The organism is Winogradskyella psychrotolerans (genome assembly GCF_018860545.1).
Lineage (GTDB): Bacteria > Bacteroidota > Bacteroidia > Flavobacteriales > Flavobacteriaceae > Winogradskyella > Winogradskyella psychrotolerans_A.
The window spans coordinates 183,085-204,272 of sequence record NZ_JAHKPN010000052.1; the positions used below are offsets into that span (position 1 = coordinate 183,085).

Sequence of the window (21,188 nt, forward strand, 5' to 3'; positions counted from 1 at the left end):
TTCGATATACATTTGAATTGGTTCATACGTTTTAAACACCTATTTCCAATTTTCAATTTTTAGAATATAACCAGCTGTTGGGTCTTCATCATGACAAGCCAAAAATAGATATTCCGGTGCTCCGTTTTTCCATAAAATATTAGGACGCTCGCTCCTTGCTAATTCTTGATTAAAATAATAATGGTTGGTCTGGTAACCAATTTCGGGTCTTTCCCAATTGATGCCATCATTCGATTTATAGATGAGTCCGGGTCGCTTACCACCAAGTTGCTTTTTATCAAGTGATTTTGGATGCCCTTCTAAGGCACTCTTAACATCCATACGATCTTCAACAATCAAATAATACATTCCTTTGTAATAAAAAGCGTAAGGATCTTCGATATCTATACCCAAATCGGCATAAGATATGAGAGGGTTTTTTTTGTAATTTTCATAAGGCCCTTCAATATGGGCACTTATAGCCATAGAAATTTCGCGATACTGTTGAGGGCTGTTCTTATCTGTGACCGATTTATAATAAATTCTATATTTTCCATCTTCATCTACCAAAAACGTAGGATTAGACGCGTGAATAATAGATGCTCCATCCATAACACCAGAAGCTTTAATTATTGGATTGTATTTACTTTCTACCCATGGTTCATCTAAAGATTTTGTTGTTGCGATACCAATCTGTTGTTCGATTCTTGGTGTTGTTCTTTCCTTAATTAGATATACCATAACATAGCGGTCTCCAACTTTGGATACTTGTGGGTTATGATATGTGACAGACTTACTTGAAAACGTAGTGTCAATAAAAGTATAAGGACCTTCTGGTTGATCTGCGGTAAAATGCACTATTTTACTGTCTTTTATCCAACGACCACTATTAGGAATGGTAGACATAAACACATGCAATTTCTCATTTTCATCATAAATGGGAGCCATTCCCCAGTTCCACCACCCCTCTTCTGCAGGAAGAATAAATTTTTCAGGAACGAGCGATTTACTAAAGGAAGATTCTTTAATTGTTAAATCTTGCTTACATGAAAATAGCATTAGTATGGTGACTGAAAATATTATTTTATGCATGTTTTTGTTTACTTATTATTTTACATTATTGTCCAGTAAAAGACTTAAGACCGCTGCGCTTCTAGAATCAAGAACATAGACTAAACTCTAACTAGCTGAGAAATAGAATGAAAATCATTTTATCTTTTTTTCAATTCATTTCCACATATCAAGGTGTCATATTTTCAAAACTCTTGAAAACTAGACAATACTGATACTTAATGTGAACTCAACATATTTTAAGTCAGTTCGATGTCATATATTTTGATTTTCAACTTAAAACCCAATATTCTTGGTATTTGTTACCATCTCTACAAAAGTGGTTTCGACTGCGCTCAACCAGTCAGTCGTGGCCAAAATATTGATGTTTGGTTATTTATATCTTTAGTTAAATTGATTCACATCATTTTATTTTTTTTTAATCTACCAAATTAATTTTGAGTTGGAACCAACTCTAATCCCTTAAATTTATAGCTTCCTTTTGTTGCTTTTGAAGCCGGTATTTTAGGATACACCGTTAATTTATGTACTCCTGCGTCATCAATTGTTATACTGCCTTCTTGTTGCTTTTTAGTCAATTCGCCGATCTCACCTTTCGCATTTAGATCTAACGAGTCATTGGCGGTTTTCAGAGTATAAATAAAACCATCATTTCCAGAATCTTCACTTATGACTTTAAATGTTCCGGGTTGTTTCACGTTTACTGTCCAGATTAAACCTTGTTTTGTGTTTTCTCCCCAACGGTGTGTGACTTGTTCTTCATAATCATAACTAATTCGTCTTATGGCGAATTCAGATTTTGAAACTGGTAATTTTATCGTTCCGTCATCTTCTTGTTGAAGGGTTTCATCAATAACTTTGGCTTCTTCGTCTTCTATTTTGAGAACCACGACAGTTACCCTTGGTTGTTTTAGTTCATTGGGAATTGTAACCGTAAGTTTTTCATTTTCCTGATTAAACTTTAAAGCTGTTTTTGAGGTATCTGCTAAGACATAAGCCTTATTCACTTTTGATAAGATTCCTGTGAGCTGCACTTGATTGTCTTCGATATCTTTCAAATGTAAATACACTTTTCCGGGTTTACTTGTGATGGCATAAGGAGGAAAGGTCAAAGGACTCGGGTCTGCACCGTAAATAGCTTCCCCATTTACTTTCAGCCATTCTCCAATGGCACTGATACTATTTACCTGTGATTCTGGAATGGTTCCGTCTGGTCGTGGTGCCACATTTAAAAGATACACACCGCCATTTCCGATGATTCTACAAAGACTATAAATAAAATCTGAATAATCTTCGGAACGATCTAGTTCTGCACCACGCGATGTATAACCCCATCCATGTTTTGTTACCGACTCATGGGTTTGCCATGGCACTTTTAAATCTGAAAGCCAAGTTGCTTTACTCACGCTTGGTGTTGTACCGTTATCAATGGATACATCAAAATGTCCGTAACCATTTCCTAGTCGTGCATTGACCAATGCGCCTGGTTGATTTTCCTTCACCGTATCCATCATCAATTGACTTTGTTGGTCGGTAATTTGGAAAGGTGTATCGAACCAAACCATAAAAATATCGTCATAATTGGTTGTCAATTCCTTTATTTGCATCACAGCCTTTTCTTGGAAATAGGCATCAAATTCGTCGGCTGGTTTTATAACACTTCCAAAATCCCAATCATTACCAGCTCCACCTTTTTCATGCCAGTCTTGATCTTGCGAATAATAAAAGCCCAACTTCATGTCTCTATCTTTACATTCCTCGGCTAGCTCTTTTAAAATATCACGGTTAAATCCTGCAAAATCATGTAAGTTATAAGGGTGCTTGGATTTATACATGGCGAATCCATCGTGATGTTTGGCTGTAAGGACAATAAATTTCATCCCTGCATTTTCAGCGATATCCACCCATTCTTTTGCATTAAATTTTTCAGGCTTAAATTTACCGGCTGCTTCTTTTTCATAATCGGCTACAGGAATAAAGCTCCGTCTCATAATCCATTCTGCCGCCCCTTTTTTGCCGTTCCATTCCCCTGCGAGTTGCGCGTAAGGTCCGAAATGAACAAATAATCCAAACTTATCTTCATACAACTGCTTCATATTTTCCCTGATTTCGGGTGTGTATTCAGACATTTTTGTTTTTCCGAAGTCAACGTCTCCTAATGTTTCGGTAACAAAATCTACTGATGAATTTTCTATCTCTTTATTTGTTTTTTCTTTACAACTGAGATGGAAAAGGCATAAGGCCGCAATCACTACTAATTTGTATCTAGGATATATTTTCTTTTTGATCATAATTTTTCTATATATATGTAATAAGCCGGATATATTCTTCCGTCTTTATCTATTAATTGTGCCTCCAAGTCATATTTACCAGCTGGTATAGTATTGGTAAAAGTCACTTCTTCTTGGCCTTGCTCTATCTTGAGTTCTTTTTCCAAGTTGGCAACGTATACATAGGCTTTTTCAAAGTCAGACTTTTCACTACCACTCATCACTTTATCGAGTTCAATTCTTTTTTCTTGAGCTGGGAACGTTGCGTTTATGGCCAATCCACTTTCCCTAGGAAATCTGCGAAGCGAAATTGCATATTCACCATCTTCAACAAACTCTATTTTAAATCGCCCGTTAGCCTGGACAGCCTTGGATGCTCCATCTTGATGCCATGAGCCATTATGTTTACCCGTTAACATATCGTGTGCAGAAATGCGACTTGGATTTTCATTTGGCGATCCTACTTTTATATAAGCATATCTTTCATTTGGATTTTCTGCCATAATGGATTGCCACCATTTCTCATAACCTTTGGCTAAACGTGCTACCTCTTTTGGATGTTTCTCTATGATGTTATTTGTTTGGCCGCGATCTGTTCTCATATCGTACAATTCTTTACCATTTATTAATCGCCAATTGTCGTCCATAACGGTATAAGTTCTATACTTTATTAAGTTTTGAAGTCTTTGCGTATCCATGTATAAAATGCGATTTTCCCATGTTGGGTTATCCTCATAGAGCAATGGTTTTAGACTTTTTCCATCAAGTGGTTTAGCAGACTCATATTCTATTCCGAATAAGTCCACAAAGGTTGGTAACAAATCATAATGGGCTACCAAATTATCGATATCCTTTCCACCAGTAAGTTGTCCATTTGGCCAACGAATGAAAAACGGCACACGGTGTCCACCATCGTAAACACTTCCTTTGCCACCTTTTAGACCTGCATCGAATACTCTGTGTCCTCCTGCTGTGCCATTATCCGTAGTGAAAATGACAATGGTATTATCGGTTAAATTCAATGCATCTAGTTTATCTTCCAATAATTTAAAATTGTCATCTATGTTAGTGATCATTCCATAAAATCGTTGCAATCGCTCTGGAATTTTTTCATGGTCTTTATAAATATTTAGATATTCTTCGGGAAGATTCAGTGGTCCATGAGGAGCATTGGTGGCGATATAGCAAAAAAATGGCTTATCCTTATTATCCTCAATGAAATTTATAGCTTCTGAAAAGAATACATCGGTACAATAGCCGTTGTATTTTTCCAATTGGCCATTATGCCAATACGTATCATCGAAATAATCGTTGTGCCAATAATCGGGTCCTTGAGAAATGCCGCCTCCGCCATGTCTTACGACTTCATCAAAACCTTTATCTTCAGGACGGAATGGGTAATTATCACCTAAATGCCATTTACCAAACATGCCATTTGTATAACCATGTTGTGCAAATATTTGTGGTAATATAATTTCATCCTCAAAAAGAAGTGAACGCCCTGTTATAGTATGATACGTATTAACACGGTTGGTATGTCTACCTGTCATTAATGATCCTCTACTTGGAGCACATGTGGTGGACACATGGTAATTGGTAAGGCGTACCGCATCACTATAAAATTTATCAATGTTTGGAGTTTTGACATAAGGATTTCCAATACAGGAAAGGTCTCCCATACCTTGATCATCAGTTATGACCAATATGATATTTGGTTTACTGTTTTTAGGTGATTTATTTTGTGCTAATACAGCAATTGGCAATAACAATAAGAGCACGGTCAGAACTGTTAAGGCCTTGAGTGGATTTTTCATATTGTAAATCTTAATAATTATTTCCTTGTCCATAATACATTGGACAGCACAAAGAAATTTTATATGATGAGTTTGTATTCAAAAAATCAAACTCAAAATATATTGATAAATAGTATGGGTAAACACACTCATTTATACGTGTTCTACGTGTTTACCCATTCATAACTATTGTATTATCAATTTTTAAAAATTTAAAATGACTTATTCCCACAATGGATTTTGTGTTAAAGCTCCTCCGATATCTTGACTTCTTTGAATATCGCTAAGTGGTATAGGAAGAACTTGAAATTTCCCAATAGGACCACTCGAAATATTATTTGCTTCATCTTGGGCATAACCTATTGCTACTGAATAAGCACCTGCTGCAGTTTCAGCCGCTGGCATTGCTTGAACCGTAGATTCTAAAATTCCCCAACGTATGAGATCAACTTTACGTCCCCAATACCCTTCAGAAAGCAACTCCCAGGCACGTTCGTTACGAATGTCCTCAATTGTTAAAGTGGTTAAATCAGGTAGATTAGCTCTTTGTCTTACTTTATTAATTGCTGCAAGTGCCCCTGCTGAAGACCCTCCTGTCATAAACTCTGCTTCTGCAAGCAACAAATAAGCATCTGATAATACAAATAATCGTATTGGTTGACTGGATTGGTTATTCGGATCTGGAGTTTGCATTAAGGGATCGCTAACTGGAATACTTGCACGCATCATCTTAGGAATATAAACCCAGTTAAATGTTGCCGTAGTACCATCCTCTAACACATGACTATCCCATACATTATAAAGTTTTCTTATATCATTATCATTGTAAGTATTAGCAAAACTTTTTCTTACCGTCATAGAAGCCGCCCTAGAAAAAACATCGGTCTCGTTCATAGCTTGTTGCGTAAGTGTATTTTCAGAGTTGTTATTATAGTGAAACTGATTGTGATCACGACCACGAATATCATTGCTAGTTCCTGTAATCAAGTATTGTCTTCCAAAGATAATCTCTGGGTGTAGTTCATTACCTTCACGATACATATCTGCATAAGGTCCTAAATCTGGCCCATGAGGTGAATTTGTGGTTACCTCTATAAGTTCTGTACGCGCTTCTTGCCATTCTTCTAGCCAGATATGACAATACGCCTTCAACATTCTTACAGCCCATAATGTCGGTCTTCCTTCACTTTCATCCCATCTACCTGTTGGTAAATATCCAGATGAAATAGCGCTATCCAAATCATCAATCATTTCGGAAATAATGACATTTCCATCTGTTTTTCCTAATAATTGAACTTCTTCAATAACTAGCTCGTTTCTCCAATAAGGCACATCTCCATAAGTCGTAACAAGAAATAAGTATTTATTCGCTCTGTAGAAAAGTGCCTGAGCGGATGCTCGTCCTTTAACCTCATCAGATAACGAAGATCTTTCTAAACCTGCCAGAACTAAATTCGCATTTTTAATATCAACATAGGCTGCTGACCATGGATTTAATACTGGAGAAGCATCCACTGAAGTTTCGTACACAGCTGGAAGCCAACCTGCTGCAATAGGCACTCTTCCAGCGACACCTACATCAGTACCAATATGTGCATGTATGCCTGGAGAAGTAATACCATTTTGTAGTCCATTGAGTGCTAAATTAGCTTCATCTTCATTTTGAAAAAATGTATCTGGTGTTAATAGACCTTTAGCATCTTCATCTAAAAAGTCATCACAGCCAACAGTAACCAAAAGCACTGCAGTTAAAATTGAGAGAATTATATATTTTGATTTCATTTTTTGTGTTTTAAATAATTAAACATGAATTATAAGGTAATATCGAGTCCTAAAACCATCGATCTATTTTGCGGATAACCAATGCGGTCAAAACCTCTTAAAGCGCTGCTATAAGTAGCGGTACTACTAGATGAAGTATTAACATCAGGATCAAAACCAAGGTAATCTTTAGATTTGATTAAAAATAAGTTGGTACCTGTAAAATAAACGCGCAGCTTATCTAAACCTTTAATTAAATCATTAGGCAATGTATATCCTAATTGTAAAGTTCCAAGTCTAAAATAGCTAGCATCCTGCACATACATGCTACTAGAAACATTCCAAGAAGCGCTTCCTGCTCTTGGGTAAAGCGCATTATCTTGATTCGTATAAGACCACATATTATCTCGAACCTCAGAAAATGAGTTAAGTTGTGTTTCACTCGCCAAAAACATCTCTTCGTTATAATTTTCGTTTCCTACACTGAATGGGAAAAACGCCATCAAATCAAAGTTCTTGTATCTAAAATTAGTTTGAATACCTCCGTAAAAATCAGGATTTGCATCTCCTATAACTGTTTTATCATACACAGGATCATAAACGCCATCTGGCACTCCATCTGGTCCGCTTATGTCTGCATAAATTGCATCACCAGTATCTGGATCTACACCTTCATACACTGCACCCCAAAACGTCCCTACAGGTTCTCCAACAATTAATCGGCTACTGGTATCATTTGCTGGTGCCGCTAAACTACTCGTTTCTAAAAATGAATTATCACCTAATTCAATTACTTCATTCTTATAAGTTGAAACATTTAAAGTTGTTGACCATCTAAAATCGTTCGTATCAACAATAACACCGGTTAAGGTTAAATCAAAACCTTTATTTTTAAGAGAACCTGCGTTCTCTAATGTAGCGTCGTTACCTGTAAAAGAAGGTAATCCTTTATATAGTAATAAATCCTCTGTTTTTTTAGAGTAAAAATCTAACTCTGCTGAAAATCTTGCATTAAACATAGAAACCTCAAGACCTAAATCGAATTGTGTTGTTGTTTCCCATCCAAGATTTGGATTAGCTATATTACCTTGGATGACACCAGGAACAATAACTCCATCAATAACTGTCGCTGTATTTAAAGTTTGAAACGTTGATAATGTACTAAATGGATCTACTCCTTGATTTCCTGTAACACCATAACTCGCTCTAATTTTAAGATTATTTATGGATTCTATATTTTGAATAAATGGTTCTTCAGAAACTTTCCAAGCCACTGCCATAGATGGAAAGTTTTTATACCTGTTGTTGACTCCAAGTCTAGACGACCCATCTCTTCTTATACTTGCCGTAAAAAGATACTTGTCTTTAAAGGCATAATTAACTCTACCTAAAAAACCTATAAGATGTGCTTCAGAATAATTTGAATTTACAATAACATTATCAGCAAGCTCAATTGAATTTACTCCTACTCCATCACTTGGTATATCATTAGCTGTAATAACTACAGTTTCTCTATTTTGGGTCTGAACTGTAAAACCAGCCAAAGCACTAATGGAATGTTCGCCAAACGTATGATTATAATTTATTGTATTTTCATTTAGCAGTTCTACATCGTTAAAACGCGTAATTCCTGCTTGACCAAGAAGCCCTTGGCGAATACTAGAAGGATTAGTAGATGGTACAAACTGATGCCTCTTACTATAAATGAAATCTCCACCAAATGTTGATTTTAGCGTAAAGTCACCTAAAGACGCCTGAATATAAGTATTAATTAAAGCTCTATCCTTAAAGGTATCATCTTGATTTAACTCGGCATTAGCTAATAAATGATCAGTCTCATTACTTACACCAAAATTACCCATGGTATAGTTCCCTTCACTGTCATATACAGGCTTTAATGGATCTTCTCGTATCAAATTACGAAAACCACCTATATCATCATTATCTGTTTCAGTTCTTGACAGCGAAAGATTTATTCCCGTCTTAAATACTTTTGACAATTTAGTATCAACATTAGTACGTAAACTATACCTTTTAAAGCCAGACCCTATTACGATACCCTCTTGATTAAGATATCCAGCAGATAAGTAAAATTGCGAGTTTTCTGAACCACCACTCACTGATAATTGATTGTCCGTTATTAAAGCAGTGCGCGTTAACACATCTTGCCAATTTGTTTCCTCTCCGGGAAGGTTATCCAAATCAAAAGGTAAATCTATTTGATCCTCATCTGTTCCATTAATAAAATTTGCAAACTCACGACCAGTTTGAACATCTATTTGTTCGGGCAACGTTTGAAGACCTGCTGACGTCTTAAAATTAACGGTTAGCTTACCTGCCTTACCTTTTTTAGTTGTTACTAAGATAACACCGTTTGTTCCTCTAGCTCCATAAATAGCTGTTGATGATGCATCCTTTAATATTTGAATCGATTCAATATCATTAGGATTTAAAGTTGAAATATCTCCAGCTCCAACAAATCCATCAATTACATACAGTGGTTCATTTCCTCCAGTGATTGAATTACCTCCACGAATGATTATAGATGCTGAACTACCAGGAGTTCCATTAGAAGATGTAACCTGAACACCTGTTGCCCTTCCTTGAAGCGCATTGTCCAAACTTGCCGTTGGAGCTGCATAAGCATCTTCAGCTTTAACTGAAGAAACGGCACCTGTTAAATCTTTTTTCTTAACCGTACCATAACCAATAATAACAACTTCATCTAAAGATTCTGAATCTTCTTGTAAAGTTATACTAAGGTTTTCAATTCCCACAACCGATACATCTTGGGTCGTAAAGCCAACATAGGAAACTTGTAAAATGGAATTCTCACTCGCAACAGTAATTGTAAAGTTACCATCGAAATCGGATTGCGTCCCATTACTCGTTCCTTTTTCAAGCACACTTGCGCCAGGAAGAGGCATACCCGTGTTATCTTTTATGGTACCACTTATTGTCTTATTTTGAGAAAAGACAATAAAGGATACCATAAAAACAATAGTTGTTAAAATTTGTTTCATAATAGATTTTGTTTTTGTTGTTAGTTTATTCAGTTTTATTCGAAATGTAACTAAAATTCTATACGTAATTTTATCCTTGAATCCTTAGAAAAAATCGATAGTTTTTTAGCTTAGAGATGGACAAATTACACAAATCGTAAACAAAGGGTATGCTCAAATCGTTCTATTTGACTGCATGATTTGAGCAAGACTAAAAATCAGCTAAACCACTAAAAAATAAATAATTAGATCGGCGTAATTTTAAAAAAGCCAGTTTATTTTGTGAATTCTGAAGGTGACACACCGTGTATTTTTTTGAAAGTTGAAGAGAAGTAAGACTTTGACTCTATACCTATCTCAAACATGATGTCTGCGGCCGTTAAATTTTTATTTGCTTTTAATAATTCTGCCGCTTTTTGCAAGCGGAAATTTCTAAGATATACATTGGGAGCTTGTCCTGTAAGTTCTTTCAATTTTCTATAAAAATGAGACGTACTCATGCCAATATCTGTAGCTAATTCTTCGACTCCAAATGCTGAATTTGCCATGTTCTTTTCTATAGAAATATTAATTTTTTCTAAAAACTTTTTATCTCTAGTAGAGGTTATTAAAGCATCTTTAGGGATGGAGCTATTTCTTGAAAAATGGGCAAATATGCGTTGCTTATTTTCGATGAGTGTTTTTACCCTAACTTCTAAATATTTAATTGAGAATGGCTTCACAATATAATCATCAGCACCTAATTCTAAGCCCTTAATTTCCTTGATATCATCACCCATTGCTGTTAATAGTATCACTGGAATATGACAAAATTCGATACTCGATTTTATCTTTTCGCAAAGTTCATACCCATTTAACTTAGGCATCATTACATCACTAATCACCAATTGTGGTGGATTTTCCTGTATTTTTCCCAATCCTTCCTCACCATCTGCTGCTACTAAAACATTATACTTACTTTTAAAAGATTCATATAAAAATGCGCGGACGTCTTGTTCGTCATCAATTACTAAAATTGTAGGACGTAGTATATCTAAGGTTTCATCTTGATTACTTTCTAATTCTGCTGGCAACCAATCTGTAACGAGTTTTTGGTATTTATTTAATTCATCTTCCTCTAAATAATCTCCTTTATCCACCACCGGAAGTTCAATTCTAAAGGCTGTTTTTTTATCGACTTCACTGGTCACTTCAATGGACCCCTGCATCAATTCAATTAATGATTTACACAGTGCCAACCCAATGCCGGTACCACTCCAATCGTCTTTTTCATCTACAGCACGATAATAGCGATCAAAAACTCTATCGATTTTATCGGATGGAATGCCTTCACTTGTATTTGTAACTTGGATATATAAACGTTCACTTTCATTATCCTGAATAAATCCTGCTTCAATATTTACTTCTCTATTTAAATTGGAATATTTTACAGCATTTGAAAATAAGTTTAAAAGCACACGTTCCGTTTTATTGATGTCCAACGAAATAAGTTTGTTTGGCTCATCAATCTTATAGTAAAAATTAAGAAGTGTTTTTTGAGAATATTCTTCAAAAGCTTCCATTAATGGATAAATAAAATTACCTAATGTAATTTTTGAATAGTTTAATTCTAAATGACCTGCTTCAGCCTTTCTATAGGATATAAGCTGGTCGATTAGTCGCTGAAGTCTTGAAATATTATTTTGAATAATAGAAAAATACTTTTGATTTCCTTTATCTATATTTTGTTCGGCAATTTTTTCTAAAGGCCCAATAATCAATGATAATGGTGTTTTAAAATCGTGAGAAATATTGGTAAAAAAACGCAATTTCGCTTGATTCATATCTCGAACTCTTTCTTTGTCTAATTGTTCGAACTTTAATTTTTGATTTAATTTTTCAACTTTCACTTGGTACTTAAATACTCCATAAGTAATCAATATTGTCAAAATTATCCATAGTGCGATACTCCACCAACGGCCGTACCATGGTGCTAAAACTACAATTGTAAAACTTTTTGTATTTGCTGTCCACACACCATCTCCATTAGCTCCCTTGTATAAAAAATTATAAGTTCCAGGACTTAAATTTGTATAGGTTGCCGTTGTTTTACCAGCATCAATTTCAATCCAATCGGTATTAACCCCTTCTAGTTTATAAGCTAATTTATTTTTATTGGGCGTGGCACTATGTTGCACAATAATATCGAGAGACAAATTCCTGCTATTATTATCTATAACCAGTTCTTTGGTATCAGCAATAGAACGCTCTAAAATCACTTTGTTGTTAATTTCTTTTCCAACAACGATAGGTTGATTATTTATTTTTAGTCTAGAGATTAATATTTTTGGGGTAATTTCATTTTTATAGATTTGACTAGGATTAAAAACCGTTAAACCTCCAACTCCCCCCATTAACATGGTGCCATTTCGAGTCTTCAAATAAGCCGATTGCCGAAAATTATTACTTAAAATACCATTATTAACGTCAAAAAAATCGAAGGTTTCATTTACAGGGTTAAAACGACCAATTCCCATATCCGTACTTAGCCATAATTGCTCATTGTCGTCTTCTAAGATTCCATAAATGGCTTCATCACGAAGGCCATCCTTTTTATGATATCCTTTAATTTCAACAGGTTCACCAAGCGTATTTAATTTAACCTTCATTAATCCTCCACCAAAAGTGCCCAGCCAAATATCTTTATTTAAGCTTTTGTGCATTGAAAAAACACGGTTATTACTTAATTTTAAATCATTATTATCAGGCTGTGTTGATATGTGATTTTTTATCAGCCATTCATCATCATTATGAGCGACACGGTAAACTCCGTTAATTGTTGCAAACCAAAAATTACCAAAATCATCCTTTAGGTATTCATTGATTTGATTATTAATTCCTATATCAAATAGCGGTTGTCCTGCCTCTATTGGTTTGTTATTTAAAATTGCTTCCCATGGATTATTGAGCATTACAATTTCAGAGCCACCGAGAATCACTTGGTCGTCATTCATTTGTTCAATAAGTCGATAAAATATAGGACTAACGAGTTTGTCTTTTATTCTAACTTGTATAGATTTGAGAATATCATTTTCTTCATCGTACAAATAAAGTCCTTCATTAGTACTAATCCACCAATAGCCTTTGTCGTCTTGATAAAGTCTTAAAACCCAGTGGTCCTTCAACTTATTCAGTTGGTTTTCGAGACGATTAAACTGGATTTGATTTACTGTCTTAATATTTAATTTTTCATGGGTATGACTTATGGTACTTTCGAAAAAAGATAACCAAATTTTCCCATCGTCAGCTTCCGTTATATCCGTGATTAAGTTACTCGATATGGATTTGTTATTATAAGGGTTATGCGAATAATTCTGAAAAGGTTTTTGGTTTTTATCAAATTTATTCAGTCCGCCTTGAGCTGTTCCAATCCACAAAACACCAAAAGCATCTTCATAAAAACAGTTAATTCTATTACTTGTTAAACCATTATTATATTTTGACTCAAACTTAAAGGATACAAATTCCGATTTGTCAGCATCATAGTAAACGACGCCATTTTTCCGTGTACCAATCCATAATTTTTTATCGTCATCTAGGTATAGCGATAAAATATCGTATTGCAATTCAGGATGCTCCTGATCTGGAGTAAAATTTGAGCCGACAGTAATTAAACGACTGTTTTCGTGAAACGTTTGATAAAGTCCTGAATTTGTTCCAATCCACAATGAATTATCAACCTTTATAATTTTTTTTATATTATCAATGTTTTCGTCTAGCTCTAGCTCTAAAACACCAATAGTGTAGTTTGCCTTTGCGTTGAAATCTACTTTATAAATTTTATTATTGGTGGCTACCAACAATTCTGAATCTGAGTAAAATTCGAAATCCTTTATGGTGTTTTCGCATAATACTTTTTCCAAATTAATTTCTGTGATTTTTTTAACTTTTTCTAAGTTTTTATCCCCTGAACTATAGACTTCAATCTTTTTTGTACCTCCAACGAACACTCGATTTTTAGAATCTTCTTTGATACACATCACTCTTTTTGAGGATTTTTCTATGGGCAAAAATTGTTCTTTATTTGTTAAATAAATATTTAACCCCTCTCTTGTAGCAATCCAAACTCGACCTTTAGTATCACTTAAAAGATGAGATACAAAATTATCGGCCAATGATTGTTCTTTTTCATGATCGTGATAATAATGGTCAAAAGAATAGCCATCATAACGCACCAATCCATTTGGAGTACCAATCCACAAATAGCCCTCAGAATCAGAAATTAGTGCCGTAACCGTATTTTGATTAAATCCCTGTTCGCTATTAAAAGACTCTATTCTTTGATTACTAGATTGAACATTTTTAATTTGGGCATCACTAAAACTCATTGCTAAAAACGCGAAGAGATATATTAATTTTACTTTCATTAGTGAGTGGTCAATTAAAAAATAATAGCATAGTTAAAAAAGTGGTTTTAATATTCAAATCTAACTCCACTTTTTTCAGTCCTTAAATCAAATTTAGTGAAATTCTAATATGATGTAAAGGCTTTGAATTAGTTTTACTGAACAAATACAGACAAACTCAATGCACCATGTGCACCGATTACTAAAGACTGTTCGATGTCTGCTGTTTTAGAGGGTCCAGATATAAACACTCCAAAATCATTATGGGTATTCCCTAATTTCTGATAAGCCTGATGTAAGAAAGGAACAATAGTTTCTTTCTTTATAACCAAAACCAAATGTTTACTGATGAAAGGTAACACTCGCATAGGAATTTGATGATCAGGTATCCAAATTGCACCATTTTCGGCAACACCCAAATCACCTCTTAAAACCAATACATCTAGATTCTCTAAATCGTGAGGCTTTTCAAGTTTGTTTAAATCTACTGTATTAAAGCTTTCAGTTCCTTCAAGTGTTGAAAAATTAACCTTAGTATCAGGAAACATGGTATTAATTTGAGCAATAACATCTTTATCTGATGTAGCGTTCAATACATTTCCACCTGCAGTTTCCACCTTTAAAATAAATTCTTCAGATAACACTTTTGCATCCTTAAAAACTTCTAAATCTATATTAGGCAACGCAATAGCTTCAGGCTTGTTCTCCTTTGCTTTAGACAATATATGTTCTCTACTACTCATTCTTTTGTCGTTTTTTATACCAATCGTCAAAACTCTCTTTTGGCCCTAAAGGCAAATCTCTTTCTTTACCCCAAACGTTTGGTTTAGAATTAATCATTGACTTTGGTAAGTTTCTTAAAGACCACCGTGCTACTTTACCAACCTTTTCAAATTTTGTTGGTTTTGCAAAGATGTTACCCATCATTTTCATGGATGTCTTTTTAACAAAAGGCTGTTGGGTGTCTTTAGTAATAATTTGTCTCCATTTATATAACTGCGAATGTATATCAATCTTAACTGGGCAAACATCAGAACAAGATCCACATAAGGTTGAAGCAAATGGCAGTGTACTATGCTTTTTTAAATCTTTTCCTGGCGACAGAATAGAACCAATTGGTCCTGGAATGGTGGCGTCATAACTATGTCCACCACTACGTCGGTAAATTGGACAGGTATTCATACAAGCTCCACATCTAATACAATGCAATGACGCTCTAAAATCGGGTCTGCTTAACTGCTCCGTCCTGCCATTGTCAACAATGACTATATGCATTTTAGCACCTTCTCTAGGTTTTTTAAAATGCGATGAATACGTGGTAATATGTTGTCCGGTTGCACTTCTTCCTAATAATCTTAAAAAGACACCTAGATGCTCTTGTTTCGGAATTATTTTTTCAATCCCCATACAAGCGATATGTACAGGAGCTAAATGAGCTCCCATATCTGCATTTCCTTCATTGGTGCAAACTACGATACCACCTGTATCTGCCACAGCAAAATTTACACCTGTAATTGCTGCATCGGCATGAATAAATTTTTCTCTTAAGTGTTTACGGGCTTCACCTGTTAAATATTGAGGGTCTCCATCACAAGGCTTAGTACCTAAATGCTCTTGAAACAATACATCAACTTCTTCTTTTTTCTTATGAATGGCAGGCAACACTATATGGCTAGGTGGCTCTTTTGCTAACTGCACAATACGCTCCCCTAAATCGGTATCAATAACCTCAATATCATCAGCCTCTAAGTATGGATTTAGATGACATTCTTCGGTTAGCATCGATTTACTTTTTACAACTTTTTTAGCGTTGTGCTCTTTTAAAATGCCGTGCACAATCCTATTGTGTTCATCACCATCTTTTGCCCAATGCACTTGAACTCCATTTTTTAGTGCATTTTCCTCAAACTGCGTTAAATAAGTGTCTAAATTAGAAAGTGTGTGTGCTTTAATACCATGACCTAAATTTCGTAATTCTTCCCAACCTGTTACAGTATGGGCCGCAATATCTCTCTTATGACGTACAAACCATAAAGCTTTATCGTGCCAATTGACCTTTTTCTCATCCTTATTAAATATACTTGCTGCTTTTGAATGCGTCATTTCTTCCTGTTTAAATTAGATGGTACTATTTAATATTTCGGCAATATGTAACACTTTCAAAGGCTGTTTATTCCGAGTAATTAAGCCTTCTAAATGCATTAAACAAGATGTGTCTGTTGCCGTGATAACTTCTGCTCCACTATCTAAATGATCTTGAATTCTATCTTTCCCCATTTTTACAGAGATTGCTTCTTCAGTTACAGCAAATGTGCCTCCAAATCCGCAACATTCGTCTTTTCTAGTTAATGTTACTAGTTCGACTCCCGAAACTTCTTGTAACAATTCATCAATATAAGAATACTCCGTACCTACATTTTCTGAGCAAGACCCTAATCGCAAACCTCGTAATCCATGACAACTTTTATGAACACCTACTTTATGTGGAAAACTTGCTCCAATATGCTTTATTTTTAAGATATTAACTATAAAATCACAAAGCTCATAGGTTTTGTTACGAACATTAACCACATCATCTGTTTGCTCAATAATATTGTAATGTTTTTTTACATGATAAGCACAACTTCCTGAAGGCGTCACTATGTAATCAAAGTCTTTAAAATTTTCAACAAAGTTTTGACAAGCGCCAACAGACTCATTTTCATATCCTGAATTTGCCATGGGCTGACCGCAACATGTTTGTCCATAAGGATAGCCTACGTCTACATTAAGCTTTTCTAAAAGCTCCAAAGTTGCTATTCCAACTTGTGGATATAACTGATTGATATAACAAGGAATAAATAATCCTACTTTCATTTTTAATGATTTAATTCAATGTATAACACGACATACATTTTGAGAACTTCGAATCTCAATTTTTCTCACTTTCTATTAATCGGCATGTACTTTTAGTGTTCTATAGCCATAAAAGGCAATAAAACAAAAGCAAATAAAAGGCAATATAAACGAAGCATTTACAGCTGCAAAGGATCCTACAGTTCCCATATCAATAATAGAACCTTGTAAGATTGGCATTAAAGCACCACCAACAATGGCCATCACCAATCCTGCGGCACCAAGTGTAGAATCTTCTTCACTTAAACCGTTAAGTGCAATACCATAAATGGTAGGAAACATTAATGACATAAAAGCTGACGTTGCGACTAGCAAATACAGTCCCATCATACCTTCTATCATTATAACACCAAATGTTGTTGCCATAGCACAAAGCGCAAAAATCATCAGTAACTTTTTAGCATTTACATATTTCATTAAAAAGGTACTGATAAATCTACTTGATAAAAAGATCGTCATTGCTACAATATTATAGTTTTGAGCCGTGGCTTTTGAAATACCTAAATTATCAGCGTATTGAATGATAAATGTCCAACACATAATCTGTGCTGCCACATAAAACAATTGTGCTAAAACACCTTCTCTATATTTTCCATTAGCAAATAATCTCTTAAAAGAATCCGCTGCAGAACCCTGTTCGTCATTTTTAGCACGCTTTGGCATTTTAGTTGCTGCAATTACGATAAGCATAATAATAACAACAACACCTAAAATCACATAAGGGTTTCTAATAATAGCTAAATCGTTAGTTCTAATAACGGCTTTTTGTGCTTCATCTAACGTGGTGAAAATTAACTCTCCCATTTCGTTTCGTTTATCCGAATCCAATGCCGTAAGAATGAATTTAGAAGCAACAAACATTCCAAAAAGCGATCCTATTGGATTAAAGGCTTGTGCCAAATTTAAACGTTGTGTTGCCGTACGTTCATCTCCCATTGATAAAATATAGGGATTTGCCGTTGTTTCTAAAAATGCCAATCCAAATGTTAAAATATAAAGTGACCCTAAAAAGAATCCAAAAACTTCAAATTGCGCTGCTGGATAAAATAATAAGGCTCCAAAAGCATATAACGAAAGTCCTAATAAAATTCCTTTTTTATAACTATATTTTCTGACAAATAGCGCTGCAGGAATTGCCATTGTTGCATAACCTCCATAAAATGCGAATTGTACTAGAGCCGCTTTGGCTGTAGAAATTTCCATTACGGTACCAAATGCGGCAACCATAGGATTTGTAATATCATTTGCAAAACCCCATAATGCAAATAAAGAGGTGATTAAAATAAATGGAATTAATACATCTTTGGAGACTACTGGTACTTTTTCTGTGGTTTTCATGTTTTAGCTTTAGTGAGTAAATACATCTTTTTAGAGAAAAAGCATACTATAGTTTAAATGAATCTCACTTATTATAGTATGCTTTACTACTAAACAATAATTTTAATATCGTGACGACTATTGGTATTGCGTGTATATCACTTTAGTTTGTAAGTACTCTTCCATACCATGTTTACCATCCGCTCCACCTAATCCAGATTTTTTCCAACCTGCATGGAATCCTTGAATGGCTTCAAAATGCTCTCTGTTCACATAAGTTTCTCCATACTCTAATTGATCGCAAGCATGCATGACTTTATTAATATTTTCTGAAAAGATAGATGATGTTAATCCGTATTCACTATCATTTGCAAGTGCTATCGCTTCATCTAATGTATTAAACTTCATTACTGGTAATACAGGCCCAAAAACTTCTTCTTGTATGATCTGCATATCTTGAGTCACGTTTGTCAATAACGTTGGTTGGTAGAAATACCCCTTATCAAAATTCGCTGCACGACCTCCACCTACAACAACTTCAGCTCCTTCTTTTTTAGCATATTCCACCATTTCAGCAACTTTATCGTATTGCGCTTTAGAAACAAGACTACTCATGTCTGGATTGTTATCAGAGAATGCATCTTCAACTTTTACTTCGCTCATTTTCTTAGTCACCTTAGACATGAACTCATCATATATTGAATCTTCAACATAAACGCGTTCTGCACAGTTACAAACTTGACCACTGTAAATTATTCTAGAGGATACTACGGCGTTTACCGCTAGGTCTAGGTTAGCATCAGCACATACAATTGCAGGTGCTTTACCACCTAATTCCAATGATACTTTAGTTATGTTTTGAGACGCAGCCTCCATAACTTTCTGACCAGCAAACACACTTCCTGTTAAGCTAATAATACCTGTAATCGGACTTGTTGTTAATGCATTTCCAACAATAGGCCCTGAACCACAAACGACATTTAAAACTCCTGCAGGAAGATCTATTTTTTCAATTAACTTAATGAATTCCATTATAGTATTAGGAGCCACACAACTCGGCTTAATAACACAGGTATTACCTGTTACCAATGAAGGAGCAATTTTACGAGCGGCTACAAAAAATGGAAAGTTCCATGGGCAAATACCCACTGCTACACCTATAGGTGCTTTGTGTAAATAAATATGTTCTTTCTTACGATCACTTTGGATGATTTCACCTTCAATACGTCTTGCCCAACCTGCATTATAACTAAAATACTCTGCAGTAACGTCAATCTCAACTTGTGCCAATCCAATAACCTTGGCTTGCTCTTTAGCTAAAGTCTCTGCTAAAAACACACGATTCTCACGAATTACATCAGCCATTTTATGCAAATACCCAGCTCTTTCAACAGCAGTAAGTGATTTCCAACCATGTTGCGCAGCTTTAGCTGCTTCTAATGCGTCATTTGCATCCGCGATTGAACCTTGTGGTATTAAAGACAAAACTTCTTCGGTACATGGGTTTAAAACTTCTGTAGTTTCTGTTGAAGTTGATTTCACAAATTTACCATTGATGTATTGATCAAATTGTTTCATAATTAGTATTTTAAGATTATTGTTTAGTTTATTACTTTAAAAAAAAGACTGTTCCTTTTTAAAGTATAATTATAGTTTCTGAACAAGAGAAAACCGTTCACATACAAAATTGATAAATAAAACAGGAATAATATTTATCTATAATATTCCACTTTATGTATAATTTAAACATTACTAAATTTCATATAACAATCAAAAACTATAATCCTAAAAACAATTAGGATGTATATCTACCCGATTTATAAAGGGCAGGAGAAATACCGGTTATTGATTTAAAGACCCTTGAAAAATGATAACGATCTGAAAACCCCAATTTAAAAGCTATGTTTTCAATAGTATCGTTTGTATAGTCAAAAATCTCACAAGCTTTGGCTATTTTTCGGTTTTGAATAAATTTGTGTAACGTAATATTCATTTCATCCTTAAACAAACGCGCGAAAGAATTTGGTGCCATATTAACTATAGCCGCCAGCTCAGGATTACTTAATTTTTCTTCAATATGAGCTTCAATAAAACGGTGAGCTGTTAATACGCGATCATCAATAATGATTGTTTTCCACAATTCCGGACCAATATTAGATATCGCTTCTTTAACAAAAGACTGCAACCTCATATTAAAGGTGAGCTTAAAATCATGGTTTTCAATCTTTAGTCTTTCTGTTAAATATACTAAGCGCTCTTTAAGATGATCCGTTAATTCAATTTTAAAAATACCAGGAGATACGTTATCGAAAGGTGCACCTAAATTAAAATGGGTAAAAAAATGTAACAAGTATTTTTTCTCATAGTAGGCTTCATTATGGCTTTCGGATAAGTTTTTTCCTGAAACATGTATACCAGAATCAAATTTAGAATTTTTTAAATAGCGCGTAGAAAATGATGTAAAAGGTGAAATAATATATAGATAATTTGACTCCATCGTATAGACTGTTTCCTGAAGTGTTAATTGTCCTCCTCCATTTTTATTCCAATAAATACGCCAAAACGGATACACCATATCGTGGCAATCCCACAGACCCAAATACCAATATCTGCAGCACAAGAGTTTTAAATTAACATCTATAAAATTTTGTTTTTTATTAGATGGGTCTCCTAAATCAATCTTATTTATAACTTTTCCCATAGAAACTAATGACC

General features: G+C 34.7%; 12 protein-coding genes. All 12 read right to left on the bottom strand.

Going from position 1 to position 21,188, the window contains the following annotated elements:
- Positions 1-39: 39 nt before the first annotated feature.
- Positions 40-1,071 (bottom strand): glycoside hydrolase family protein, encoded by a 1,032-nt coding sequence (locus tag KO515_RS16775; RefSeq protein ID WP_215937487.1) that lies wholly within the window; start codon positions 1,069-1,071, stop codon positions 40-42.
- A gap of 410 nt (positions 1,072-1,481) precedes the next feature.
- Positions 1,482-3,341 carry an alpha-L-fucosidase gene (locus tag KO515_RS16780; RefSeq protein ID WP_215937488.1) on the bottom strand — a complete coding sequence of 620 codons (1,860 nt, stop codon included), beginning with the start codon at positions 3,339-3,341 and terminating at the stop codon, positions 1,482-1,484.
- Positions 3,338-5,134, bottom strand: coding sequence for an arylsulfatase (locus tag KO515_RS16785; RefSeq protein WP_215937489.1), 1,797 nt, complete (start codon positions 5,132-5,134; stop codon positions 3,338-3,340). The genes KO515_RS16780 and KO515_RS16785 overlap by 4 nt, the downstream gene beginning before the upstream one ends.
- A 201-nt stretch (positions 5,135-5,335) precedes the next feature.
- Entirely contained in the window at positions 5,336-6,895 is a 1,560-nt protein-coding gene (locus tag KO515_RS16790) for a RagB/SusD family nutrient uptake outer membrane protein (protein WP_215937490.1), read from the bottom strand.
- 29 nt (positions 6,896-6,924) lie between these two features.
- The gene (locus tag KO515_RS16795; RefSeq protein ID WP_215937491.1) at positions 6,925-9,897 is read right to left on the bottom strand and encodes a SusC/RagA family TonB-linked outer membrane protein; all 2,973 of its coding nucleotides are present in this window, start codon (positions 9,895-9,897) and stop codon (positions 6,925-6,927) included.
- Between the two features lie 254 nt (positions 9,898-10,151).
- A complete protein-coding gene (locus tag KO515_RS16800) occupies positions 10,152-14,282 on the bottom strand; it encodes a hybrid sensor histidine kinase/response regulator transcription factor (RefSeq protein WP_215937492.1) in 4,131 nt (1,376 codons plus the stop codon).
- Positions 14,283-14,416: 134 nt separating this feature from the next.
- The gene (locus tag KO515_RS16805) at positions 14,417-15,004 is read right to left on the bottom strand and encodes a LutC/YkgG family protein (RefSeq protein ID WP_215937493.1); all 588 of its coding nucleotides are present in this window, start codon (positions 15,002-15,004) and stop codon (positions 14,417-14,419) included.
- Complete coding sequence (locus KO515_RS16810; RefSeq protein WP_215937494.1) at positions 14,997-16,364, bottom strand: lactate utilization protein B; 1,368 nt, start codon at positions 16,362-16,364, stop codon at positions 14,997-14,999. Before KO515_RS16810 ends, KO515_RS16805 begins: the two co-directional genes overlap by 8 nt.
- 15 nt (positions 16,365-16,379) lie before the next feature.
- The gene (locus tag KO515_RS16815; protein ID WP_215937495.1) at positions 16,380-17,117 is read right to left on the bottom strand and encodes a (Fe-S)-binding protein; all 738 of its coding nucleotides are present in this window, start codon (positions 17,115-17,117) and stop codon (positions 16,380-16,382) included.
- Positions 17,118-17,192: 75 nt separating this feature from the next.
- Positions 17,193-18,494: an L-fucose:H+ symporter permease gene (fucP, locus tag KO515_RS16820; RefSeq protein WP_215937496.1), complete on the bottom strand. Its 1,302-nt coding sequence runs from the start codon at positions 18,492-18,494 to the stop codon at positions 17,193-17,195.
- Positions 18,495-18,611: 117 nt separating this feature from the next.
- Entirely contained in the window at positions 18,612-20,051 is a 1,440-nt protein-coding gene (gene aldA / locus KO515_RS16825; RefSeq protein WP_215937497.1) for an aldehyde dehydrogenase, read from the bottom strand.
- 217 nt (positions 20,052-20,268) lie between these two features.
- Positions 20,269-21,174: a helix-turn-helix domain-containing protein gene (locus KO515_RS16830; RefSeq protein WP_215937498.1), complete on the bottom strand. Its 906-nt coding sequence runs from the start codon at positions 21,172-21,174 to the stop codon at positions 20,269-20,271.
- Between the last annotated feature and the right edge of the window lie 14 nt (positions 21,175-21,188).